16 protein-coding genes are annotated in these 22,885 nt (G+C 50.9%); 13 read left to right on the top strand and 3 right to left on the bottom strand.

Annotated elements, in window-relative coordinates; all coding sequences use genetic code 11:
* Positions 1–3: 3 nt before the first annotated feature.
* Positions 4–1,542, top strand: a complete 1,539-nt coding sequence (locus FFM82_RS01595; protein ID WP_137644121.1) for an FAD-binding protein — start codon at positions 4–6, stop codon at positions 1,540–1,542.
* A gap of 996 nt (positions 1,543–2,538) precedes the next feature.
* Positions 2,539–4,053: a flavocytochrome c gene (locus tag FFM82_RS01590; protein ID WP_137644120.1), complete on the top strand. Its 1,515-nt coding sequence runs from the start codon at positions 2,539–2,541 to the stop codon at positions 4,051–4,053.
* A gap of 60 nt (positions 4,054–4,113) precedes the next feature.
* Here the strand turns inward: FFM82_RS01590 and FFM82_RS01585 are convergent, their stop codons facing one another.
* A complete protein-coding gene (locus tag FFM82_RS01585) occupies positions 4,114–4,632 on the bottom strand; it encodes a folate family ECF transporter S component (protein WP_137644119.1) in 519 nt (172 codons plus the stop codon).
* Positions 4,633–4,855: 223 nt separating this feature from the next.
* Between FFM82_RS01585 and FFM82_RS01580 the strand changes: the two genes are divergently transcribed.
* From FFM82_RS01580 to FFM82_RS01535, 10 genes are all read left to right on the top strand, one after another.
* Entirely contained in the window at positions 4,856–5,875 is a 1,020-nt protein-coding gene (locus FFM82_RS01580; protein WP_137644118.1) for a LacI family DNA-binding transcriptional regulator, read from the top strand.
* A gap of 33 nt (positions 5,876–5,908) precedes the next feature.
* The gene (locus FFM82_RS01575; protein ID WP_137644117.1) at positions 5,909–6,859 is read left to right on the top strand and encodes a LacI family DNA-binding transcriptional regulator; all 951 of its coding nucleotides are present in this window, start codon (positions 5,909–5,911) and stop codon (positions 6,857–6,859) included.
* A gap of 15 nt (positions 6,860–6,874) precedes the next feature.
* Positions 6,875–8,545 carry an alpha-glucosidase gene (locus tag FFM82_RS01570; protein WP_137644116.1) on the top strand — a complete coding sequence of 557 codons (1,671 nt, stop codon included), beginning with the start codon at positions 6,875–6,877 and terminating at the stop codon, positions 8,543–8,545.
* Positions 8,546–8,802: 257 nt separating this feature from the next.
* Complete coding sequence (locus FFM82_RS01565; RefSeq protein WP_137644115.1) at positions 8,803–10,062, top strand: extracellular solute-binding protein; 1,260 nt, start codon at positions 8,803–8,805, stop codon at positions 10,060–10,062.
* Between the two features lie 111 nt (positions 10,063–10,173).
* Positions 10,174–11,463, top strand: a complete 1,290-nt coding sequence (locus FFM82_RS01560) for an ABC transporter permease subunit (RefSeq protein WP_137644114.1) — start codon at positions 10,174–10,176, stop codon at positions 11,461–11,463.
* A gap of 4 nt (positions 11,464–11,467) precedes the next feature.
* The gene (locus tag FFM82_RS01555; RefSeq protein ID WP_137644113.1) at positions 11,468–12,349 is read left to right on the top strand and encodes a sugar ABC transporter permease; all 882 of its coding nucleotides are present in this window, start codon (positions 11,468–11,470) and stop codon (positions 12,347–12,349) included.
* Positions 12,350–12,376: 27 nt separating this feature from the next.
* The gene (locus FFM82_RS01550) at positions 12,377–13,213 is read left to right on the top strand and encodes a DUF1189 domain-containing protein (protein WP_225425574.1); all 837 of its coding nucleotides are present in this window, start codon (positions 12,377–12,379) and stop codon (positions 13,211–13,213) included.
* 36 nt (positions 13,214–13,249) lie between these two features.
* Positions 13,250–14,581 carry an alpha-amylase family glycosyl hydrolase gene (locus FFM82_RS01545; protein ID WP_137644112.1) on the top strand — a complete coding sequence of 444 codons (1,332 nt, stop codon included), beginning with the start codon at positions 13,250–13,252 and terminating at the stop codon, positions 14,579–14,581.
* Positions 14,582–14,682: 101 nt separating this feature from the next.
* Positions 14,683–15,789, top strand: coding sequence for an ABC transporter ATP-binding protein (locus FFM82_RS01540; protein ID WP_137644111.1), 1,107 nt, complete (start codon positions 14,683–14,685; stop codon positions 15,787–15,789).
* Positions 15,790–15,813: 24 nt separating this feature from the next.
* Positions 15,814–18,087, top strand: coding sequence for a glycoside hydrolase family 65 protein (locus tag FFM82_RS01535; RefSeq protein WP_137644110.1), 2,274 nt, complete (start codon positions 15,814–15,816; stop codon positions 18,085–18,087).
* Positions 18,088–18,284: 197 nt separating this feature from the next.
* Here the strand turns inward: FFM82_RS01535 and FFM82_RS01530 are convergent, their stop codons facing one another.
* On the bottom strand, positions 18,285–19,274 hold the full coding sequence (locus tag FFM82_RS01530; protein WP_137644109.1) for a LacI family DNA-binding transcriptional regulator: 990 nt from the start codon (positions 19,272–19,274) through the stop codon (positions 18,285–18,287).
* Positions 19,275–19,290: 16 nt separating this feature from the next.
* Positions 19,291–20,721: a sucrose-6-phosphate hydrolase gene (locus FFM82_RS01525; RefSeq protein ID WP_137644108.1), complete on the bottom strand. Its 1,431-nt coding sequence runs from the start codon at positions 20,719–20,721 to the stop codon at positions 19,291–19,293.
* Positions 20,722–20,871: 150 nt separating this feature from the next.
* Here FFM82_RS01525 and FFM82_RS01520 point away from each other — a divergent pair, with 150 nt between their 5' ends.
* Complete coding sequence (locus FFM82_RS01520) at positions 20,872–22,830, top strand: sucrose-specific PTS transporter subunit IIBC (protein ID WP_137644107.1); 1,959 nt, start codon at positions 20,872–20,874, stop codon at positions 22,828–22,830.
* Positions 22,831–22,885 lie beyond the last annotated feature (55 nt).

The raw sequence follows: 22,885 nt of genomic DNA, 5'->3' as shown, positions 1-22,885 counted from the left end.
GTTATGGAATTGAATTTAACTGCTAAGCAGGCCCAGCGCTGGCACTGGTTGAACACGTTACTGGCGGATGAATTGCAACCGCTAACGACTAAAGTTGAAGCGGCGGGCTCAATCGATACAACTGTTTTACAAACGCTACAACAGCATAGCATTTCCCAGACCGGCCTACCCGCCAGCAGCAGTCGGCTGAGTGATCAAGCCCTAACGGTACTAGCGGTTGCCCAGCAGTCTGCCAGTTTAGCAACGTTGCTGGCAACGTGGTGGCAGGTCGCCGATGCCGTTGTGACGTACGGAACCGACCAGCAGTGGCAGACGTACTTAACGCCACTCCAATTGTTAGGCCTGCCCGCAACAGGAGCGGAAGCTAGTGTTAACCCACCGCTCACGGCGAAGATTGTGCCGGCTGGCTGGCAACTGACGGGCACGGTTAGTCACGTTATTCACGCTGGGTTAGCCGCGGCTTACCTAGTTACGGCGGAAACGGAACCGGGCGTGGTCAACGCTTTTCTGGTTGCGGCGGATGCTCCGGGACTTACAGTCACCAGCCCGTTCGCACCGGTCGGTCTCCACGGGCTGACGATTGCGGACCTCACGCTTGATCATGTCCAAGTGACCGCCGCCAACCGGTTAGGAGCGTTGGGGGGCGGCATCGCCGTGCGCCAACGGGCTGAAAGTGTCGGTCAATTCTTACTTGCCGCGGTCAGTGCCGGAACGTTAGAAAATGCCAGTCAACAAATTCAACGGTTAGCTTTCACGGAACAACCACCGCTGATTCAACTAACACCGTTACTGGCCTTTAGTCGTTCACTCGGTTTAGACGTACTCTCAACCGCCAGCCAAGCCGATTTGAAACTACCGTTTACGAAAGCCGCCGCGTTGACCGGCTTTACCGCCAGTCAATACAGCGTCGCTCGGCTCAATTCGGTCACTAAATTAATCGGTAACTTAGCTTACAACGACCGCTCACCACTGATGGCTCTCAACCGCGATCTCCAGACCTTACCCTTCTTGATGGGTACCCCGGGTGAACTCGCCAAGGACTTCGCCATCAGCACCCTGAGCGAACCGGCTAACACTGAAAAAGCCCACGTTGAATCGGTCCAAATTGAAGTATCCGACCTTCACCGGGTCGTCAAACGGCTGCACCTCACCAAAGACGTTCCGGTCAACGTCGGCAGTATCGCCACCGCCAAACGGGTCGTTGCCCTAGGACGGGGCGCCCTCGAACCGGCCACCCTGTTGCAAGCACAACAACTCGCCAAGTGGATTGGTGCCGCAATTGCGGTCACCCAACCGTTGACCGCGCTAGAACAATTCAGCGTCGAACAACAGATTGGTGACAACGCCGTCACGATTGCCCCGGAAGTACTCATCAACCTGGGTGTTTCCGGCGACGAACACTACTTAGCCGGCATGGCGGGCGCCCACCACGTCCTTTCCGTCAACCAAGACGTGACCGCCCCCGTCATGACCGTTTCCCAAGAAGTCTTCGTCGGAACGGTCAAAGATTTCTTAGCCGGCATGGTCGCCGCTCTAAATTAAACTGATTATTTTTAAGCCGTCCCACATTGGACTAACTGATGGGGGCGGCTTTTTATTATTCAATTCGTTTAGAACTCGCTGTTATAGCTATCTGCCAGTCGACATAGCGTTAATCATGTTAAACAGCTGAATAACGATACATCATGTTTATTGGTTGTACTCGATTCCAAGCTAGTATTCTCTTGCCAGCCCTCCGGTCAGCGGGACTCAGTCCGGAACGCGGTGGCCACGGGGTTAAGCCCAAAGTTCAGGTCTTAACCACCGGGCTTTCACTAACTCGCCAAAGACCGACGACCAAGTGAAATTTCACCGCTGGGACTGTTCCCGCTTTCCCGCCTGGCCTGAATCGGTCGTTGGCGGGCACTAATACGTTAATTTTTATGAACAGATTGCGTTAGTCTGGTGATTAATTATTGAATGGTGGTCACTATTTATGAAACTCGGCGCTTCTGAATCCAGGCATCTAGAATCACTGATCAAGGTTAGTTATCAGTGAGGTCTAAAGCGATATTCTACTAAGATGTCCAAAATTAGTGAATTGCCTACTAACTGTGTGGCCAATTCATTAAAACTGTCATGTTATTAGTTATAGTGATGTTATCGAGGTCTCGGAGCCCTTCGAAACATGGCTGTGAAATTGTTGTTGGTCGCCGTCTCTTGGCGAATTACAACAAGGCCGACTTGGGAGACGATTCGGGTTTTGAATTGGCTTCCGAACGTGCCCACAGCCTTGCTTTCGTGTAGGCGTAGGGACCGGGAATGAGCACTTCCCCGCAAATCTTTACTTTCTTGGCAGGCGGAGGAACCGACAAGTCGCGCGTTTACGGCTTTATTTTTGTGTAAGTGGAAGCCTTGTGAAAAAATACTGAATATCGGTCGCGAATTATCATTAGCATATGGTGAGATTAGCGAAATAGGGGTATTGAATCTGGAATCCGCGTGATACAATTTAATTAATATATTCACAATATTATATTTATACAGGGGGAATTTATTATGAAGACCCGACTTTTTTCAGTAGTGGCAACGCTAACGATGGTTGCGGCTAGTTTGAGTGGTTGTGGCAATTCGAATAGCACGAAAAAGGCAAGTAGTAGCAGTAGTAGTGCGAAGAAGACGGCGGTTACGTCCGGGGCCTCTAAGACGGAATATTCGTCGATGTCGGACTTGAAGTCGAAGTATGACGTGGTCGTTGTGGGTGCCGGTGGTGCCGGGATGTCCGCGGCGTTAGCGGCCAAGGAAAAAGGACTAAAGCCGGTTATCTTGGAGAAAATGCCGGTAGCCGGGGGGAATACCTTGAAGGCATCTTCCGGGATGAACGCTTCGGAAACGTCCGTGCAGAAAAAGGATGGCATTAAGGATAGTAACGATAAGTTCTATGACGAAACACTTAAGGGTGGTCACGGGACTAATGATAAGAAGATGTTACGTTTCTTCGTTGACCATTCGGCGAGTGCTGTGGATTGGTTAGACGGTATGGGTATCAAGCTGACGAACCTGACGATTACCGGTGGGATGAGCGTGAAACGGACGCACCGGCCGGCCGACGGTTCCGCAGTCGGGGGTTACTTGGTGAACGGCTTGCTCAAGAACGTTAAGAAAAATAACATTCCAATTTACGTTAATGCTGACGTGACGAAAATCAACGAAAAGTCAGGCAAAGTTGATGGCGTAAAGGTTACCTTTAACCAGGATAAGACCAAGACCATTAGTTCGAAGGCCGTCATTGTGACGACCGGGGGCTTTGGTGCCAGCAAGGCAATGATCAAGAAGTACCGGCCGGACTTGGCTAAGTACGTGACGACCAACCAAGAAGGGAGTACTGGTGACGGGATTAAGATGATTACGGCACTGGGCGGCTACACGGTTGGAATGGATAAAATTCAGATTCACCCAACGGTATTCCAAAAGCCACCGTACTTGGTCGGTGAAGCGGTCCGTGGTGAAGGCGGTATTTTGATCAACAAGAACGGGCAACGGTTCACTAACGAAATGGGCACCCGTGACGTAGTTTCCGCCGCAATTAATAAGCAGGACGGGAAGTACGCCTACGTACTGTTTGACGGTGGCGTGAAGGACCGGGTCAAGGCCATTAACCAGTACCAGAAGAAGAAGATGGTGGTTGGTGCTGACAGCTTAGACGCGTTAGCGAAGAAGTTGGACGTTCCAGCAGCTAAACTGAACGCGACGGTTAAGACTTGGAACCAGGATGTCAAGAATAAGAAGGACAGCCAGTACAAGCGGACGACCGGGATGGATAACCAGTTGAAGACGCCGAAGTACTACGCAATTAAGATTGCACCGGGAATCCACTACACGATGGGTGGCGTTAAGATCAACCCACAAACCGAAGTGTTGAAGAAGTCCGGTGAGACGATTCCAGGGCTCTACGCTGCGGGTGAAGTCACCGGTGGGTTACACGGTGATAACCGGATCGGTGGGAACTCCGTTGCGGAAATCGTTATCTTTGGTCGCCAAGCCGGGACCCAAGTTGCGAAGTACGTGAAGTAACTAAAACGCACATTAGGTTAAAAATGGCGGTACCCGTAATTTTCGGGAGCCGCCATTTCTTTATTGGATTTTAAACTTAGTTGTTAGCTGGTTTAAAATCGGTACTTTGAAGAGTACGACTAATACGGCCGTGTAAATGACGTAGGTCACGATTTCCTGAATAAAGCGGGTCGTCAGCAGGACCGGCCACGGAATCTGGTACATTATGTGCAACCATAGACTATTTAAAATGAAATTCCAGATGAAAACGACGATGAAGTTGGCGGCTAAGATTCGGAGTAGCGTTTGCTGGTGTTGGAACGCGAGCCCAAACGTTAAACCGGTTAGTGCGGCCGTTAAGATAAAGCCGGGGAAAAAGGTGAATTTTGGAAAGAGCACCATCCCGAGAAAGTAGGCTAGGCCGGTGGCGCCGGCGGTAACTAGTGGTGAGAAGAGCCGCGCCGTTAGTGCGACGATGATAAAGGCGAACGAAATTTTGGTCGTTAAAAACTGAACTGAGAGTAAACTTCCTAAAATTAGGTTCATAGCAGTCAGGACGCCGAGTAACGACAGCTTCTTGACTAATGATTGTGTTGACATGGAACAAGCCCCCTAAGTGATTGATAGTTAGTATTTTAAGGGAAAGCGTGGGGTTATGCCAGTTTTTCAAGGAAGAAGCGGATGACCACGGGGATGAATATCAATAATTTTATTAAATTAAGGGTCTGGAAAGGCGTTGTGCAAAATTTATGCAATCGCTTGCAATTAAAATGAAAACGTTTTATATTAAAGCTTGTAGAAGAATCAGATCGGGGGGAATAACATGGCAACCATTAAGGATGTTGCCAAGCGCGCGGGGGTGTCGGCATCCACGGCATCCCGCGCCATGCATGGCAGTAGTATGATCAGTAAGCCAACGCGGGATAAAGTCGTTAAGGCGGCCCGTGAGCTGAACTACGCGCCGGACTTCAACGCGCAAAACTTAGCAACGAAGGCTAGTAATACGATCGGGGTCGTTTTACCGGTCGACCATCACGAGATCTTTTCGAACCCGTTTTTCTTAGAAATGATTCGCGGCATTAATCAGGTTTGTAGTCAAAACGGCGCCATGACGACGCTGGCCACCGGTATTTCCAGTGAGGAGCTCGTTCACAATATCGACGTGATGATTGCACAAGGCCATATTCGTAATTTTATTTTATTATATTCAGAAAAAAATGATCCGGTCGTTACCCGTTTGAACCACTTTGACGTGCAGTACGTCGTCATCGGTAAGCCGTATCAGGAAGTTAATCGGACCTCCTACGTTGATAACGACAACATTCAGGCCGGTACCGACGCGACCCAGTACTTGATCGACCACGGTCACCGAAAAATTTGTTTCTTATATTCGGACCTGACTAAGATGGTTCAAAGTGACCGAATTTTGGGCTACCAGCGGGCGATGATGCAAAAGCAACTACCAAGCATTTTACTGGGCGAACGCTTTGAAAACCACGCGGCTGGAGTGACTGCCCTGAAAAAGTTCTTTAAGGCGCACCCGGACGTGACCGGTTTCGTGGCGGTCGATGATATGCTGGCGCTAAAATTGCAACAAGTGTTGCATAACGATCCGGATTGGAAAGTCCGCCAGTTTTCACTAATTGGTTTTAATAATTCGATTTTCTCCGACTTGGCGCACCCAACGTTGACGTCGGTGGCCGTCTTTCCACAGCGCTTAGGCGAAGAAGCGGCCAAAATTGTTATGGCGGATCATCCGGCCGATGAGTTGACCACGGCGGTGATCGTGCCCCATCAAATTATCGAACGGCATTCGGTTCACCCGATTGCCTCGTTAAAATAGTGTGCTAATAAATAATCAGGGGGAGGTTAGGCAATGGCAACGCTACACGACGTCGCTAAGCGAGCCAACGTTTCTAAAATGACGGTCTCGCGGGCGATTAATCATCCGGGGCAAGTCCGGCCAGAATTACGGACCAACATTTTAAACGTCATGGCCGAACTGAACTACCAACCAAACGCGGCCGCCCGAGCACTAGTTAGCCGGCGGACGCGGGTGGTCAAGCTAACGATTTTTGAGGATATGGATACGACCGAACCGTATTACATGATGTTACTAGCTGGAATCTCTAATGAGTTGAACCAGCACCAGTACGCGCTACAACTAGCAACGAGTAATAGTTACAAAGTTGGCGAATGTGACGGTTATATATTGACCGGGATTCGCGAAAAAAACTACGCCTGGGTTGAGCAACTTTCCCAGCCGGTCGTCTTTTTTGGCCGGACTTATCAGGATTATGACTACGTTGATACGGATAATTATCAGGCGATTCAAGACAGCGTCGCCTACGCCGTGCAGTGTGGCTACGATAATCTGGTGTTTGTCGGCATTGCGGTCGATGCACCGTTTGAACTTGACCGTGAACGCGGCTTTCAGGACTTTGTCGGTGAGAATCATCTCCATTCAAGGGTCATCCGGTTGGCGAACCACGGCCACATCGCGACCGATTATCTGCGCCAGCACTGGTTGGAGTTCCCCAAAAATACGGCCTTCATTTGTGCGAGTGACCGGTTGGCGATCGGGATTGAAGACGGCATTATCCAGCAGGGCGGCAACGTGCCGAACGATTATGGGGTAGTCGGCTTTGACGGGGTCTTCTTAAATCAGATTGCATCGAAGCGGTTAACGACGATGAAACAACCACTGGAAGTGATGGGCCGAGCCGCCGCGCGGTTATTACTGGCTAAAATCGCCCACCCGCAGACGACTGAACAAGAAAAAATTATTATTAATTCACGGCTATCGATCTCCGAATCGACCCGTTAAGTGAGGAATGGTACGATGCAACAACATTGGTATGACCAACAGATGATTTATCAAATTTATCCAAAGAGTTTTAACGATAGTAATCACGATGGCATCGGCGACATTGCCGGTATCACGGCGAAAGTACCGTATTTAAAGCAACTCGGGGTAACGACGCTCTGGCTTAACCCAATCTACCAGTCCCCACAAGTGGATAACGGTTACGACGTGTCCGATTACTACCAGGTCGATCCCAGCCTAGGAACGATGGCCGACGTGGAGACTTTGATCAAGACCGTCCACGATAACGGCATGTACCTGATTTTTGACTTCGTCTTGAACCATACCTCCGATCAGCACCCCTGGTTCCAGCAGGCGCTGGCTGATCCGACCGGTCCGTACCGGGACTACTACCTTTGGCAAAATCCCGCGCCAGATGGTGGGCGGCCCAATAACTGGGGCTCGTTTTTTGGCGGCAGCGTTTGGGAAAAGGATCCTGCCGGTGGGGACCAGTACTACTTCCACTTATTCGATAAACGGATGCCGGATCTGAATTGGCAAAATCCGGCGGTTCAAAAAGCCATGCAACAAGTGGCGTTGTTCTGGGTCGAAAAGGGGGTCGACGGCTTGCGGTTAGACGCCTTTATCCACCTGGCCAAAGCCGATTTCCGCCAAACTTATCCGAGTGCGGACGGCGACCAAACACCAGTAATCAGCGACATGTTTTACGCCCACTTACCGTTAGTTCACCGCTATTTGCACGACTTTGTGGCGGCCATTAAAGCCCAGCACCCCGACGTTTACGTGGTTGGTGAGGCTTCCTCGGCCGATCCACACTTAATGGTCGACTACACGACCCCCGGTACGGATGAGTGTGACCAAGTAATCACTTTTAAGACCTTCGCGGACGATGAAAGTGGCGACGACCCGAGCTTTTCGAACGCCTTTCAACCGCGGCCAATCGACGTTACGACTTATAAACAGCACACTGTCGGCATTCAAGCGGCCTTAGCGGGAACTAGTTTACCGACGCTGTACTGGAATAATCACGACATGGCGCGGGTGGCGACCCGCTACGGTGATCCGGACTACCCACTCGCTAGTGCCAAGTCGCTGGCAACCGCCCTGTACTTACAGCGCGGGACGCCAATTATTTACTACGGTGAAGAATTGGGCTTGACCAACATCTGTTACCACGAGCTGGCTGATTTTGAGGATCAAACCGTGGCGGACTTCGTGGCGAGTGCACAGCGGGCGGGCCAGTCGTTGCCGACGATTCTCGGCATGTTGAACCGGACCCACAAGATGGCGGGGCGCGGACCAATGCAGTGGGATACTAGCAAGTACCACGGCTTTTCCGACCATTTACCGTGGAAACACGGGGATACCGATACGATGAACGCGGCCGAAGAAATGGCGGATTCCGCAAGTGTTTGGAATTATTACCGGCAATTATTAGCCTTGAAGCGTCAAGCGCCGTTTGCAACCGGGCAGTTCGTCATGCTGCCAAGCGACCAGACGCTCTTCACGTACCTGATCGACGATGGCACCCAGCAGGCGGCAATCGTCTGCAACTTAACGCCGCGGTCGCAAACTTATACGTTACCGTTTGCAGGCAAACGGGTCTTATTGACCCAAGCGGGGGCGCAAGTTGACGGCTTGACGGTCAGTCTGCCAGCGTGGAGTAGTTTGGTGGTTGCCAACTAAGTTAAAAATAATTCATGGCTTATGTGAAATTGGTATAGGCAAATTAAATCGCGTGGGACGTAACAAAAAGCGTTAACATTTTTTAAACTGGTATAAACGTTGTTATATCAATAAATCTCAGTTATTTATATAACTGAGATTTATTTTTTAACAAATTTTGTTAACGTTAACATTACGAAAACGCTTGCAAAAACGTTTGCACGGTTGCATAATGATGATGGTAAATGAATTAAGTTACTTCGCAAGGAGGAAGCACTATGAGTACTTGGAAAAAGTTGGGGATGGGTGCGTTAGCCACTGGTTTAGCACTCACACTCGTAGGTTGTGGTAATAGTAAATCATCTTCGTCCAGCTCTTCATCAAAGATGGACAAGACGTTAAAGGTTTCCGCTGACCCGTCGTATAAATCTTATATGAAGTCAGTGATTCCAAAGTTTGAAAAGAAGTACAACGTTAAGGTGAAGGTTTCATACAAGGCCATGCTTGATGAAGACGACGCTTTGAAGTTGGACGGTCCTTCCGGCAAGGGTCCCGACGTCTTAATGGCCCCTTACGACCGGGTTGGTCAAATGGCTTCGCAAGGTCAATTGGCAACGGCTAAGTTAGTTAAGGGTCGTTACAACGATACTGGGAAAGAATCCGTTACCTATAAAGGTAAGGTTTACGCTGCTCCGGTAACGATCGAATCCGACGTCTTGTATTACAACAAGAAGTTGATCAAGAACGCGCCGAAGACCTTTACGGAACTTGAAAAATTAGCGAAGGATAAGAAATACGCTTACGCTAATGATAAGAGCAAGTCGGTTGCCTTCTTGACGCAATGGACCAACTTCTATAATTCCTTTGGGGTCATTAAAGGTTATGGCGGCTACGTCTTTGGCGACAACAACACCAACTACAAGAAACTCGGCTTGAACAACTCCGGTGCGGTTGACGGATTGACCTACATGACCAAGTGGTTCACGAAGTACTGGCCAAGTGGTATGCAAAACGTTACCTCAAACGAAAACTTTGTGACGTCCCAATTTACGTCTGGCAAGACAGCGGCCGTTATCGACGGTCCTTGGATGGCTGCCACTTACAAGAAGTCCAAAGTTGATTACGGGGTTGCCGTATTACCAACGTTACCAAATGGTAAGGATTATCAAGCGTTTGCCGGTGGGAAAGCCTGGGCAATTTCCAACTACTCTAAGCACAAGACCGCTGCACAAGCTTGGTTAGACTACTTGTCAAACGACGCTAGTCAGAAGAAGCTGTACAACTCAGCTAACGAAATTCCAGCCAACACGGCCGCACGGAAGTACGCCGTATCAACTGGCAACGACATGGCTAAAGCCGTTTCTAAGCAATACGATAAGGATGTTCCGCTGATCAACTTGCCACAAATGGCTGAAGTTTGGACACCTGCACAAACGATGGTTACTAACGCTGCTAGTGGCAAGATGACACCAAAGCAAGCTGCTAACAAGGCACAAAAGACCATCTCAACTAATATTTCTCAGAAATACGATAAATAATGATTAGTCAATAGCATTAAGGGGGCTGAAACAAAATTCGTTTTGTCTCAGCCTTTTTAAAAAGAAAAATGCACTTTATTTTGGATTTATTAGGAAAGGGGGACGGGCGACATGCAAACAAAAGATGCGAAAAAAGCGCAACGCCTGTCAATTATTCCCGGGTTAGGTCAATTTTATAACGGCCAAAAACTAAAGGGTGTCCTCTTCATCATCATTCTATTAGCCTTTGTCGCAGAGTTCGCGTTCGTAGGGGTCAGCGCCTTTGCGAACCTGTTCACCTTAGGCTCCGTGTCAATGGAAGATAACTCCTTGTTTATGATGATTTACGGGACGTTACAAATTTTACTCACAATTGTTTTCTTCATTTTCTGGATTGCGAACTTGTACGATGCCAAGCACGTCGCACAACTGATTAATAACGGTAAAAAGGTTTCGCACACGTTCAAGGAACTAGGTGCGAACTTACTGGACGGTGGGTTTGCTTACCTGCTGACCACACCGGCCTACTTCTTGATGATCTTCACGATCGTCTTCCCGGTACTGGTCACCCTGCTGATGGCCTTTACCAACTACGACTTTGCCCACATTCCACCGGCCATGTTGCTGGATTGGATTGGTTTGAAGAACTTCACTTCGATGTTCTTCCTCAGTAGTTACCGGGCAACCTTTAACGCCGTCTTTGGCTGGACCGTGATTTGGACGGTCTGCGCGACAACCTTACAAATCGTGATTGGGATTGCAACGGCGGTTATCGCCAACCAAAACTTTATTAAGGGGAAACGGTTCTTCGGGGTTATTTTCCTGTTACCGTGGGCGATTCCAGCGTTCGTTTCGATCATGAGTTTCTCGAACATTTTCAACGACTCTGCCGGTGCGATCAACGTTCAGGTGATTGGCCTTTGGAACAGTTTATTCCCATTCGCCCACATCGCGCCGATTCATTGGATGACCGACACTTTCTGGACGAAGGTTGCCATCATTATGATTCAAGGGTGGCTCGGGTTCCCATACATCTACGTGATGATTACCGGGATCTTGCAAGCCATTCCGGACGACTTATACGAAGCCGCAACGCTGGATGGCGCGACCGTGATGCAAAAGTTCAATAAGATTACCTTGCCAACGATTTTTGCCATCGCCGCCCCGATCTTCGTTACGCAATACACGTTTAACTTCAACAACTTCTCGATGATCTACCTGTTCAACCAAGGGGGTCCCGGTGACGTGGGGGCCAACGCCGGTGGGACGGATATCCTGATTTCTTGGATTTACAAGTTAACGACCGGGACGTCGCCACAGTACTCACTTGCGGCCGCCGTTACGTTGATTATTTCCGTCTTGGTCATCGGGGTTTCGCTAATCGTCTTCAAGAAGACGCACGCGTTTGAAATGGGGGACTAACGTTATGGAAAATACGACTGCAGTACCAAAAAATGCAAATTCCAAACAAAATAGCGCCCGTCGTCACCGTTTTTGGAAACAATTCTTCACCTACCTGTACATGGTGATTCTCGCCATCATTATTATTTATCCGGTGTTGATCACCTTCATCACGGCGTTCAAAAACGCCAACGTACAGGCATTCGTCCTCGACTTCGGTGGTGAATGGACGTTAGCAAACTTCAAAGCGCTCTTCACCGATTCACTTTACGGTAGCTGGTACTTGAACACGATGGTCATCTCGATTTCCTGCATGGTGATCCAGGTTATTGTTGTGACGTTAGCCGGTTACGTTTACAGTCGGTACCGCTTTGCCGGTAAGAAGTTTAGTTTGACGTTCTTCATCGTTATCCAAATGGTGCCAACGATGGCCGCCTTAACGGCTTACTACGTTTTGGCCAACATGCTGAACGCGTTGGACCACTACTGGTTCTTGACCGCCATCTACATTGGTGGTGGGATTCCACAAAACACTTGGTTGATGAAGGGGTACTTTGACAACGTACCGTACGACTTGGACGAATCCGCCAAGTTGGACGGTGCCGGTAACTTCAAGATTTTTTGGTCGATCGTTTTGCCGCTGGTCAAGCCAATGATCGCGGTTCAAGCACTCTGGGCATTCATGTCGCCAGTTCAAGACTACCTGATGGCCAAGTTCTTACTCACGACCGAATCGCATTACACGGTTGCCGTGGGGTTACAAACGTTTATTAACAACGCGCAAAATCAACAGGTGGTACTCTTCTCCGCCGGGGCCATTTTGATCGCGTTACCAATTGCTTGCTTGTTCTTCTACCTGCAACGGTTCTTCGTATCCGGCTTACTCGCTGGTGGGAGCAAGGGTTAAATCAAATTTTAGTAGGGGTGACTTTAGATGCAGATGACAGCAAAAAAGGAAGGAACCGTCGCGTTTCCGGTCCGGTTTTTTGGCAGCCTCTTCTCACCTCGAAGAATGTTTGCCAACCGTGCGAAGTTTAACTGGTTACAAATCATCGTCCTGTTCCTATTCTTAACGGCGGTGATGCTGATCCCGATTCCGTTCTACTATAACCAGCAAACCAGCTATAACTTGAAGCCGTTCATGCCGGCCGTTGACCAGATGGCGGCGAGTGCGGAGATGCAGACGGCACTTAAGGACGCGGACTTCAGCAACCAGCAGTTCCACCACGTGAAACGCCAGGTCATTACTAAAACGGCGAACAACGTCGCCGGCTTCAACCTGAGTGCTGCGGACATGGCTGGACGCGAAAACGTGCTGAACTTGCACGCCAAATCCTTTGAAGTTCGTTCAGTAGGTAGTACCTTCGATGCCAAGTACGTGCCGTTGATCAGTCAAAAGACGGACGCGCACGGTTTCTTGGTCAGCTCGTGGTACCAAAGTAACAAAGTGATGATCGGCCTGTTCATGTTAATGACGCTCGGTCTGATTATCGTCGGGGTCAACTTGATCCTGGTTAACGGCGCGGCGTTCTTCTTATTCTTGTCGCGGCATAACAAAATTACGCATATTCGCAACTACCGTGAGGCGGTCAACCTAGCCCTGATGATGATGGGGATTGGCAGTTTGCTAGCGATGGTGATCGGGTTGATTCACTTTGATGTCACGATTGAACTGACCATCCAGTCGCTGACCTTAGCCTTCGTCGTGTTGTGGGTTTACTTGAAAACGAAATTTAAAGATCCGGAAGTTGATGAAACCGGGGTGTTCTAACCCTGGCCATCAGCATTAGAGAAATGGGGAAGATTAATGGCACGTGAAACACAAACAACGTTACGCAACGACATGATCTATTGTGTCTTTGTACGTAATTATTCGGAAGCCGGCACCTTTGCGGCGGTTACGGCTGATTTACAACGAATCAAGGATTTGGGAACTGACATTTTGTGGTTACTCCCAATCAACCCGATCGGCGAAGTTAACCGTAAGGGCACCTTGGGCTCACCGTACGCGATTAAAGATTACCGCGGCATCAACCCGGAATACGGGACGTTAGCGGATTTTCAAGCGTTAACGGATAAAGCCCACGCCCTCGGGATGAAAGTGATGTTGGACATCGTTTATAATCACACGTCCCCCGATTCCGTGTTAGCTACGACCCATCCCGAATGGTTTTATCACGATGAAAGTGGTGCGCTGACGAACAAGGTCGGTGATTGGAGCGACGTGAAGGACCTCGATTATGGCCATCACGACTTGTGGCAGTACCAGATCGATACGTTGCTATACTGGACCCAATTTGTGGACGGTTTCCGTTGTGACGTTGCGCCGCTAGTGCCGTTAGACTTCTGGTTGGAAGCCCGTCGCCAAGTTAACGCGGCTCATCCGGGCACCCTCTGGCTGGCAGAATCTTCAGGTAGTGGCTTCATTGAAGAATTACGCGGTCAGGGCTACGTCGGGTTGTCTGACAGTGAACTCTACCAGGCGTTTGATATGACCTACGATTACGACGTTTTCAGTGACTACCAAGCTTATTGCCAAGGTGCAACAACGGTTGAACGGTACGTGGACCTTTTGAAGCGTCAGGACGCGACCTTCCCAGCGAACTACGTCAAGATGCGGTTCCTTGAAAATCACGATAACGAACGGATGATGAGCTATTTGCATAGCGAACCGGAAGCCATTAATCACTTGACGTGGACCTTCCTGCAACGGGGAATCGCCCAGGTTTATAACGGCCAAGAATTCTTAGCCGAACACCACCCATCGCTTTTCGATAAGGACGTGATTGTTAACGACCGCCACGGCGACGTGACGCGTCTGATCCAACGGCTGGCAAAAATTAAGCAACTACCCGTAATGCGGGCGGCGGCTTACGATTTAGCGGTCGTTGAAAACGGCGTGATCCGCGTAACTTACCGGAGTGCCGATGGTTCTGGTGACGCGTTGGTTGCCTGGGTACCACTCAGGGGCCAAGTGACGGCGGTTCATAGTGATTTGACGGCCGGCACTTACCAAAACTTGTTGACGGATGCGGACGTCGCGGTCAATGACGGTCAGTTAGCCGTCAACGGCCAGCCCGTCATTATCAAGTACCACGTGGACGCGGCCCCAACCCAGGTGGCCGACCAATCGAATTAAGCTGTTGACGCAGCTTTAATTTTTGACAGTAAAAGCAACCGGTTGCGGTCGGTTGCAAAATTAGGAAGTAGCTTAGTGAGAAAACAGGGGAGTGGATTTCGATGGTTGAAATGAATCTCGAACACATTTACAAAAAATACAGCGGTAACGCCAACTATTCCGTTACCGATATGAACTTGGATATTAAAGATGGCGAGTTTATCTTCTTCATCGGCCCGTCTGGTTGTGGGAAGTCGACTACGTTGCGGATGATTGCCGGTTTGGAAGATATTTCTAAGGGTGACTTGAAGATGAACGGCCAGGTCATGAACGACGTGGAACCTAAGAATCGCGATATTGCGATGGTGTTCCAAACTTACGCGTTATACCCGAACATGTCGGTCTTTGACAACATGGCCTTTGGACTGAAAATTCGTAAGACTTATAGCAACGCGGAAATTAAGAAGCGGGTCGACAACGCCGCCGAACAATTAGGCTTAACTGACTATTTGCAACGCAAACCCGCCAACTTATCCGGTGGGCAACGGCAACGGGTCGCTTTAGGGCGGGCCATCGTGCGCGATGCCGGCACGTTCCTGCTGGACGAGCCGCTATCTAACTTGGATGCTAAGCTGCGGGTCGACATGCGGACGACGATTGCCCAAATGCACCAACGCTTAAAGACTAACATGATCTACGTGACCCACGACCAAATCGAAGCGATGACCATGGCGGACCGGATCGTGATTATGAACGACGGTAAGATTATGCAAGTTGGGACGCCGCACGAACTTTATAACGAACCGGTCAACCAGTTCGTTGCCGGGTTCATGGGGTCGCCATCGATGAACTTCTTTGACGCCACCTTACACGATGGCCGGGTCACTGACGGTAAGGGCTTAGACGTTGCCGTACCAGAAGGCCAGTTGAAGATTTTGAAGTCGAAAGGTTACGACCAAAAGCAAATGATCGTCGGGATTCGACCGGAAGACATCCACGCCGAACAAGTGGCGTTGGCCGCAATGCCGGATTCGGTCGTTCACACCAAGGTGATGGTTTCCGAATTCTTAGGGGCTGAAACGATGCTTTACTGCACGGCCGGACAGTCGAAGTTCACCGCCAAGGTTGACGCTCGTGATTACCATGAACCGGGCGAAAACGTTGAAGTGGCGTTTGAAATGACCAAGGCGCACTTCTTTGATCCAGAAACTAAGGACGTTATTCGTTAATTTATCCGGGGGAGGAGCAGCAACATGAAACGAATTTTTGAAGTGGATCCGTGGCACGTGGTTAGCCACGAATTAGTCCCAGCGGATAAACGGTTACAGGAAAGTATGACGAGTATCGGTAACGGCTACATGGGGATGCGCGGGATGTTTGAAGAACATTATTCGGGCGATACCTTAAAGGGCATCTACATTGGCGGCGTCTGGTACCCGGACAAGACGCGGGTCGGCTGGTGGAAAAACGGCTACCCGGATTACTTCGGCAAGGTCGTCAACGCCGTTAATTTCATCAAAGTCAACTTGACGATTGACGGCGACCAGGTCGACTTAGCCAAGGATAACATTAGTGATTTCACGTTAGACTTGGACATGCAGACCGGTATTTTACGGCGGGCCTTTACCGTCACGAAGGGGGCTAAGCAGGTACGCTTCGTGATCGACCGCTTCGTAAGTGGCGCCCAGAAGGAACTCTTTGACGTTCATTACCAGGTGCATAATCTGGGGGCAGATCCGGTTCAAATCGGGTTTATTTCGCAAATCGACGCCGACGTGTTCAACGAAGACGCTAACTATGACGAACAGTTCTGGCAAGTACTGTCGAAGTCGCACGCCCTGAGTGGCGGCAGCATGGTCGCTGAAACCAAGCCGAACGCCTTTGGGACCCCGCGGTTTACGCTGGGGATGCAAATGATGCACCAAACCGACTTTGAAGCGGTGGCAGCGCCGGAAACGGACAAGGCGGTCACCAACATTTTCCGCGGTACGTTAGCGCCGGACGAACGCACGACCTTTGAAAAACGGGTCGTTGTGGTCACGTCACGTGACTACGACGATGAGCCGGCCCTTCGTGGTGCCCTGGCTAGTCTGAGTGAAACGATTAGTCAGCAGGCCTACGCCGATTTACGGCAAGCTCACGTCGACGTTTGGCACCAACGTTGGCAATTAGCCGACGTGGTAATCGACGGTGACGCTGCGGCGCAACAGGGGATTCGCTTTAACTTATTCCAGTTATTTAGCACTTATTATGGCGAAGATAAACGCCTGAACCTGGGGCCGAAGGGCTTTACCGGTGAAAAGTACGGTGGTGCCACTTACTGGGACACCGAAGCGTTCGGCGTTCCGTTCTACTTATCACTGGCAGACCCGCAAGTCACTGAAAACTTGTTGGAATACCGGTATAACCAGTTGGCTGGCGCGTTCCATAACGCCAAGCAACAGGGCTTAGCCGGTGCGTTGTTCCCAATGGTGACCTTTAACGGTATCGAATGCCATAACGAATGGGAAATCACCTTTGAAGAAATTCACCGCAACGGCTCGATTGCTTACGCCATCTTTAATTACACCCGTTATACCAGCGATGAGACCTACTTGAAGACCAAGGGCATCGACGTCTTGACCGCAATTTCGCGTTTCTGGGCGGACCGGGTCCATTTTTCACAACGCAAGCAACAGTACATGATCCACGGCGTTACCGGACCGAACGAGTATGAAAACAACGTGAATAATAACTGGTATACTAACTTGATGGCCCGCTGGACGTTGAAATACACGTTAGCGAGCTTGCAGAAAGTAAGCGCCGCTAAACGTGAAGATTTAGCGATTAGTGACGAGGAATGCGCGCACTGGCAGGACATCGTTGACCGGATGTACTTCCCACACGATGACAAGTTGGGCATCTTTATTCAAAACGATACGTTCTTGGATAAGGATTTGAAACCGGTATCATCGATTCCGGCCAATCAACGGCCAATTAATCAACACTGGTCGTGGGACCACATTTTACGGTCACCGTACATCAAACAAGCCGACGTTCTCCAAGGGATTTACTATTTCATGGACCGCTTTACACCGGAACAAAAGCGGGCAAACTTCGACTTTTACGAACCGTTGACGGTCCACGAATCAAGCCTGTCACCAGCCGTTCACGCCGTTTTAGCGGCCGACCTGCATAAGGAAGACAAGGCGGTTGAAATGTACGAACGGACGGCCCGCCTCGATCTCGATAACTACAACAACGACACGGTCGACGGTTTACACATTACGTCGATGACCGGCTCGTGGTTAGCAATCGTGCAAGGCTTTGCCGGTATGCGGGTTCACGATGACACGCTGGCCTTTGCACCGTTCGTACCGAAAGCTTGGCAGCACTATCAGTTCCACGTGAACTTCCGGGGTCGCTTGTTAAAGGTCGATGTCGACCAGCAGGGGACGACCGTGACCTTGGTTTCCGGCGATCCACTGGCTATTGAATTAAATCAGCAACGAGTTGACTTAGCCACCAGCGTGACGAGTCAAAACTAATCCCTTGATTTCAACCTGACCGTAACTGGTTGGAATCAAGTCACAACCTAGGATGATACCACTTCATTCTAACCTACTCCTAAAGGGGCCCGTGCAATGTTTGCACGGACCTTTTTTAACGCTATGACAAAACGCTATGACGACTTTTCGCCATAGCGTTTTGCTGAACACTTTAATTAAAGTGTACGAATTAGGGGTTATTCGCCTAGTAGTGAGCGGGCGGCGTACGGCCGTACTGGTAAGACGTAGCGCGCCTCTAGCTGAGCGTCCGCATCCTTAATCCGTTGCATGAGTAGGTCGATCATTAAGGAGCTGATGGCGGTGATCGGTTGCACGATCGTGGCCAGTTCCGGGTAATAGTTCCGGGTCAGCACCGTGCCGTCGTAACCAATTACCCGCAGTTGTTGCGGAATTTGGATTCCCAGCGTGCGGGCAATTTGCATGACCATGATGGCGGTCATGTCGTCGGTTGCGAAGACGCCTTCGGGAACGTGACTGCTCAGCATCCGCTTGATCGTGGCCCACTTTACCTCGGGCGCGGTACTGAACGGAATCTCAACGGCGTGCGGGGTCAATCCCTTTTCGGCCATCACGTCCTGATAACCGCGCAGCCGGTCGTTAGTCGGGTTACCCGGACGGTTAGCGCCGGTCAGGACCCACACGTCGCGGGCACCGGTATCGAGCAAGGCGCTGGTTGCCAAGCGTGCGCCGGCGTAATTGTCGGAGCTAACGATTGGAATATTATCGCCCAAGTAGCGGTCAAAAGAAATTAACGGAGCGTTGATCTTTTGATATTCCGGAACCGGCATGTTGTGGGCCCCCGCGATGATGCCGTCAACTTGGTTTGCCTGCAGCATTCGCACGTAGTCCCGTTCCTTTTCGGCGTCACCGGCCGACGCGTTACAAAGAATTACCCGGTAGCCGTGCTTGAACAGTTGGTCCTCCAAATCCTGAACGAGTTCGCCGAAGAAGGGGTGGCTGACGCCGGGAAAAATGAGGCCGATTAGTTTGGTCTGTTTGCCTTGTAAGGAACGGGCCAAGCTGTTGGGTTGGTAATTCAAGTCGCGCATCGCGGCGAACACCTTTTGCTTGGTTTTTTCGGAGAGCGAGCCGTAATTATTGATGACTCGCGAGACCGTGGTAACGGAAACGCCGGCTAGGGCCGCAACGTCTGATAATTTTGCCATGGGGGAGACCTCCAGTTTAGTAAAGAGTTGGAAGTCGCTGACCCGTCAGCCGCACCGGCGTATTCAGGGTGGACGTTAAGTGCCAGGGGGTGTCGTCTTGCGGGAAGAACCTACCGGAGGCGACCTGTGCGCCATCATCGATAAAGAGCTCGAAGGTGGAACGGTCCAGGTAAAGTGCCAAGTGGTGAGGACCCGCACTTAGCGGGAGCGTCCGCGTATCGCCGAAAGTGGAACCCACGGCGGCACCGGCGGCGTGACGGTCAATGGTCAGTTGTCCGGCCGTTACGTTCAGAACCAACCGTTCCTTGGCGTTACCAAGCGTGAGTTGGCCGTTAACTGCGGCCGGTAAGTCAACGTACAGGACTTCTTGTCCCTTAAGTGTATCACGGAACGGGTCGAAAGGTACGTCGCTTTCCGGAAACGCAACCGGCTTTTGTTGCAGCTGACCGTCGATGACGTGTAACGTCTTGACGAGGCTTAAGCAGCCCTGCCATCCTTCAGCATCGCTCGGGTAAGTTGTGTCTGGTAAGCCTAACCAGCTGATGGTGTGGGCCTGGCCGTCCGGACCATTAACCACCTGAGTGGCGTAACTATCAAAACCTAAGTCTAAGTTAGTTAGCGGACCGGGATTGATCAGCCGGGCGGTTTGCCAGTCGATGTCGTCGGCGACAATTGCCATGTTTGGGTAAACGTTGGCGTACGGGACCCGCTCGCGGTCCAATCCTTGGGGACAGAAGAGCAACACCACGTGGCCGTCAACGAAGGCTAAGTTGGGGCATTCGATCATGTAGCCAAGGTCGCGGTGACCGAGGTCGAGCGGGCCAACCAGTGACCACGGACCGGTGGCGGTGTCCGCACGGTATACTAAAATTTGGCCTTGCAGATCCGCGCGCTGGGCGCCCAGGATGGCGTAGTAGTGACCGTCGACGTGTAAAATTTGTGGGTCGCGGAAGTGGGCGGTGTAGCCGGTTGCCTGGTTGATTAGTGGCAGGTCGGTCGTAGTTAAGTGTTGATTGGCGTCGACCCAAGCACCTAACTGAGTACTGATGCGACCGCCGTCATCGGTGCGGACGTTACCGGTATACATTAGAAATAACTGGTCGTTGATGGGAATGGCCGAACCGGAGTAAACCCCCTGGGTACTGTACGGTGCTTGCGGTAACAAGCTTAAGTCGTCTTCTTGCCAATTGAACAGGTCACTAGAACTGACGTGCCGCCACGATTTTAACCCGTGGACCCCGCCGAACGGAAAGTTTTGGTAAAACAAGTGCCAGCGCGAATTAAAGTAACTAAAGCCGTTCGGGTCATTCAATAGTCCCGACCGTGGTTGCACGTGGTAGTTTAAGTGCCAACGGGAAGTTCGTTGCGCTGCAATTAACTGTGTTAGGGTCGCGTCCGAATAAGTCGAATACGCGGCGTACCGTTGGGCTGTCGTCCATTTTTTCATCAGTCTTCGCTCCTATATGATTAACGTTTGATATCGCTATCATAGCACGGATGATTAGTTTTTGCACGAAATTGATAAACGTTTGACAATTTAAAAGATAGCGGTTACAATTGGGTCACAAATTCGAAAACAACCTTGGAGGGAAGACCCATGGATCATAAACAAGCAGCGCAAGACATCCTCGTGCAAGTTGGTCGTGATAACATCATTGCCGCCGCCCACTGTGCGACGCGCCTGCGGTTAGTGGTAAAAGATGACAGTAAGATCGACCAGAAGGGCCTGGACAATAATCCGGCCGTTAAGGGAACGTTCCGCGTGAACGGCCAATTTCAAATTATCATCGGCCCTGGTGACGTTGACAAAGTCTACGATCAGCTCATTGCCATGACCGGTTTAAAGGAAGTTACTCCCGATGATTTGAAAGCGGTCGCAGAAAACGGCAAGAAACCGAACCCGTTAATGGCGTTAGTCAAAGTCTTGTCCGATATTTTTGTTCCGTTGATTCCGGCGTTGGTTGCCGGTGGGTTACTGATGGCGTTAAACAACGTGTTGACGTCGAAGGGCCTGTTTGGTGCTCAGTCGCTGGTCGGCATGTACCCCGGTATTAAGGGGATTGCCGAAATGATCAACACCTTTGCATCGGCGCCGTTTACCTTCCTGCCGATCCTATTAGGGTTTTCGGCAACCCGCCGCTTTGGAGGTAACGCCTACCTCGGGGCAACCATGGGGATGATCATGGTTATGCCGGCGTTAGTCAACGGTTATAACGTTTCGGCCGCCTTGGCGGACGGCTCGATGACCTACTGGAACATTTTCGGTTGGTACATCGCCCAGGCCGGCTATCAGGGGCAAGTGCTACCGGTATTAGCGGTCGCCTTCATCCTGGCTAAGGTCGAAAGTTGGTTGCATAAAAAGATGCCGGCGACGCTCGACTTTATCTTTACGCCGATGATCAGTATTATTTTCGTGGCCTTCATTACCTTTGCTTTCGTTGGTCCGGTACTGCGGATCGTTGGGAACGGCTTAACCGACGGCATTGTCTTCTTGTACGACCGTTCCGGTTTTATTGGGTCGACAATTTTCGGCCTGGTTTACTCGCCAATCGTCATCACCGGGCTGCATCAAAGCTTCCCGGCCATCGAAACGCAGTTATTGGCGGACGTTGCTAAAACCGGTGGCGACCTCTTTTTCCCAATCGCTTCCATGGCTAACGCGGCACAGGGGGCGGCTTGTTTAGCTATCTTCTTCCTTTCGCGGAGTAAAAAAGAAAAGGGCCTCGCTTCTTCAGCCGGCGTCTCGGCGTTACTTGGGATTACTGAACCAGCTATTTTCGGGGTCAACTTAAAGCGGCGCTTCCCGTTCTTTATCGGGATGATTGGGAGTGCGGTCGGTTGTTTCTTCGTGGGTCTCTTCGGTATCCGCTCGTCCGCGCTGGGTGCAGCCGGTTTGTTAGGGTTTATCTCCCTGCCCGTTAAGTTCTACCTGCAATTCTTCATGGCACTGATTGTTAGCATGATCGTGGCCTTCATCGGGACGTACGTCTACGGAAAACGGGTCATGGCGAACGAACCGGACGACGACCAGGTTGTGGAACCGACCGTGACCGAAGTGACGGTTGCGGACGGGACGGTCGCCGCACCGGTCAGTGGTCAGGCGGTTAGCTTAAAAACGGTTGCCGACCAAGTTTTCTCCAGCGAAATGATGGGGAAGGGGGTCGCAGTGATTCCTAGTGACAACGGGGTTTACGCACCGGTTGCCGGAACAATCACGGTCGCTTACCCGACCAAGCACGCTTACGGCTTAAAGGCCGACAACGGTGCTGAAGTCCTGATCCACTTGGGCCTCGATACCGTCAAGCTCGACGGCCAGCACTTTGAGACAAAGGTTACGGCGGGGCAACACGTTGCGCAGGGCGACCAACTCGGGAGCTTCGACGTGGCGGCCATTCAAACGGCCGGTTACGACCCGACGGTAATGGTGGTCGTCACTAACACGACCGAGTACGCCAGCGTTGACCGGATCGACGTTCAAACCGTGCAGGCCGGTGACGACGTGGTGGCACTGACGAAGCCCGACCAAGCGGCTAGCGTCGCCATGACGGAAGCTTAACTAAAACGATTAAAACGGCAATCCAAGTCGAACGTCCTCGGTAGTAACCGGGGCG

This window comes from Lactiplantibacillus plajomi, from assembly GCF_005405405.1.
GTDB classification, from domain to species: domain Bacteria; phylum Bacillota; class Bacilli; order Lactobacillales; family Lactobacillaceae; genus Lactiplantibacillus; species Lactiplantibacillus plajomi.
The sequence above is the reverse complement of the archived record's forward strand: the minus strand, read 5'-3'. Positions and strand labels throughout refer to the sequence as shown.

Coding starts and splice junctions, on each gene's coding strand:
- FFM82_RS01595 (WP_137644121.1), top strand. CDS start 4: ATGGAATTGAATTTAACTGCTAAGCAGGCCCAGCGCTGGCACTGGTTG.
- FFM82_RS01590 (WP_137644120.1), top strand. CDS start 2,539: ATGAAGACCCGACTTTTTTCAGTAGTGGCAACGCTAACGATGGTTGCG.
- FFM82_RS01585 (WP_137644119.1), bottom strand. CDS start 4,632: ATGTCAACACAATCATTAGTCAAGAAGCTGTCGTTACTCGGCGTCCTG.
- FFM82_RS01580 (WP_137644118.1), top strand. CDS start 4,856: ATGGCAACCATTAAGGATGTTGCCAAGCGCGCGGGGGTGTCGGCATCC.
- FFM82_RS01575 (WP_137644117.1), top strand. CDS start 5,909: ATGGCAACGCTACACGACGTCGCTAAGCGAGCCAACGTTTCTAAAATG.
- FFM82_RS01570 (WP_137644116.1), top strand. CDS start 6,875: ATGCAACAACATTGGTATGACCAACAGATGATTTATCAAATTTATCCA.
- FFM82_RS01565 (WP_137644115.1), top strand. CDS start 8,803: ATGAGTACTTGGAAAAAGTTGGGGATGGGTGCGTTAGCCACTGGTTTA.
- FFM82_RS01560 (WP_137644114.1), top strand. CDS start 10,174: ATGCAAACAAAAGATGCGAAAAAAGCGCAACGCCTGTCAATTATTCCC.
- FFM82_RS01555 (WP_137644113.1), top strand. CDS start 11,468: ATGGAAAATACGACTGCAGTACCAAAAAATGCAAATTCCAAACAAAAT.
- FFM82_RS01550 (WP_225425574.1), top strand. CDS start 12,377: ATGCAGATGACAGCAAAAAAGGAAGGAACCGTCGCGTTTCCGGTCCGG.
- FFM82_RS01545 (WP_137644112.1), top strand. CDS start 13,250: ATGGCACGTGAAACACAAACAACGTTACGCAACGACATGATCTATTGT.
- FFM82_RS01540 (WP_137644111.1), top strand. CDS start 14,683: ATGGTTGAAATGAATCTCGAACACATTTACAAAAAATACAGCGGTAAC.
- FFM82_RS01535 (WP_137644110.1), top strand. CDS start 15,814: ATGAAACGAATTTTTGAAGTGGATCCGTGGCACGTGGTTAGCCACGAA.
- FFM82_RS01530 (WP_137644109.1), bottom strand. CDS start 19,274: ATGGCAAAATTATCAGACGTTGCGGCCCTAGCCGGCGTTTCCGTTACC.
- FFM82_RS01525 (WP_137644108.1), bottom strand. CDS start 20,721: ATGAAAAAATGGACGACAGCCCAACGGTACGCCGCGTATTCGACTTAT.
- FFM82_RS01520 (WP_137644107.1), top strand. CDS start 20,872: ATGGATCATAAACAAGCAGCGCAAGACATCCTCGTGCAAGTTGGTCGT.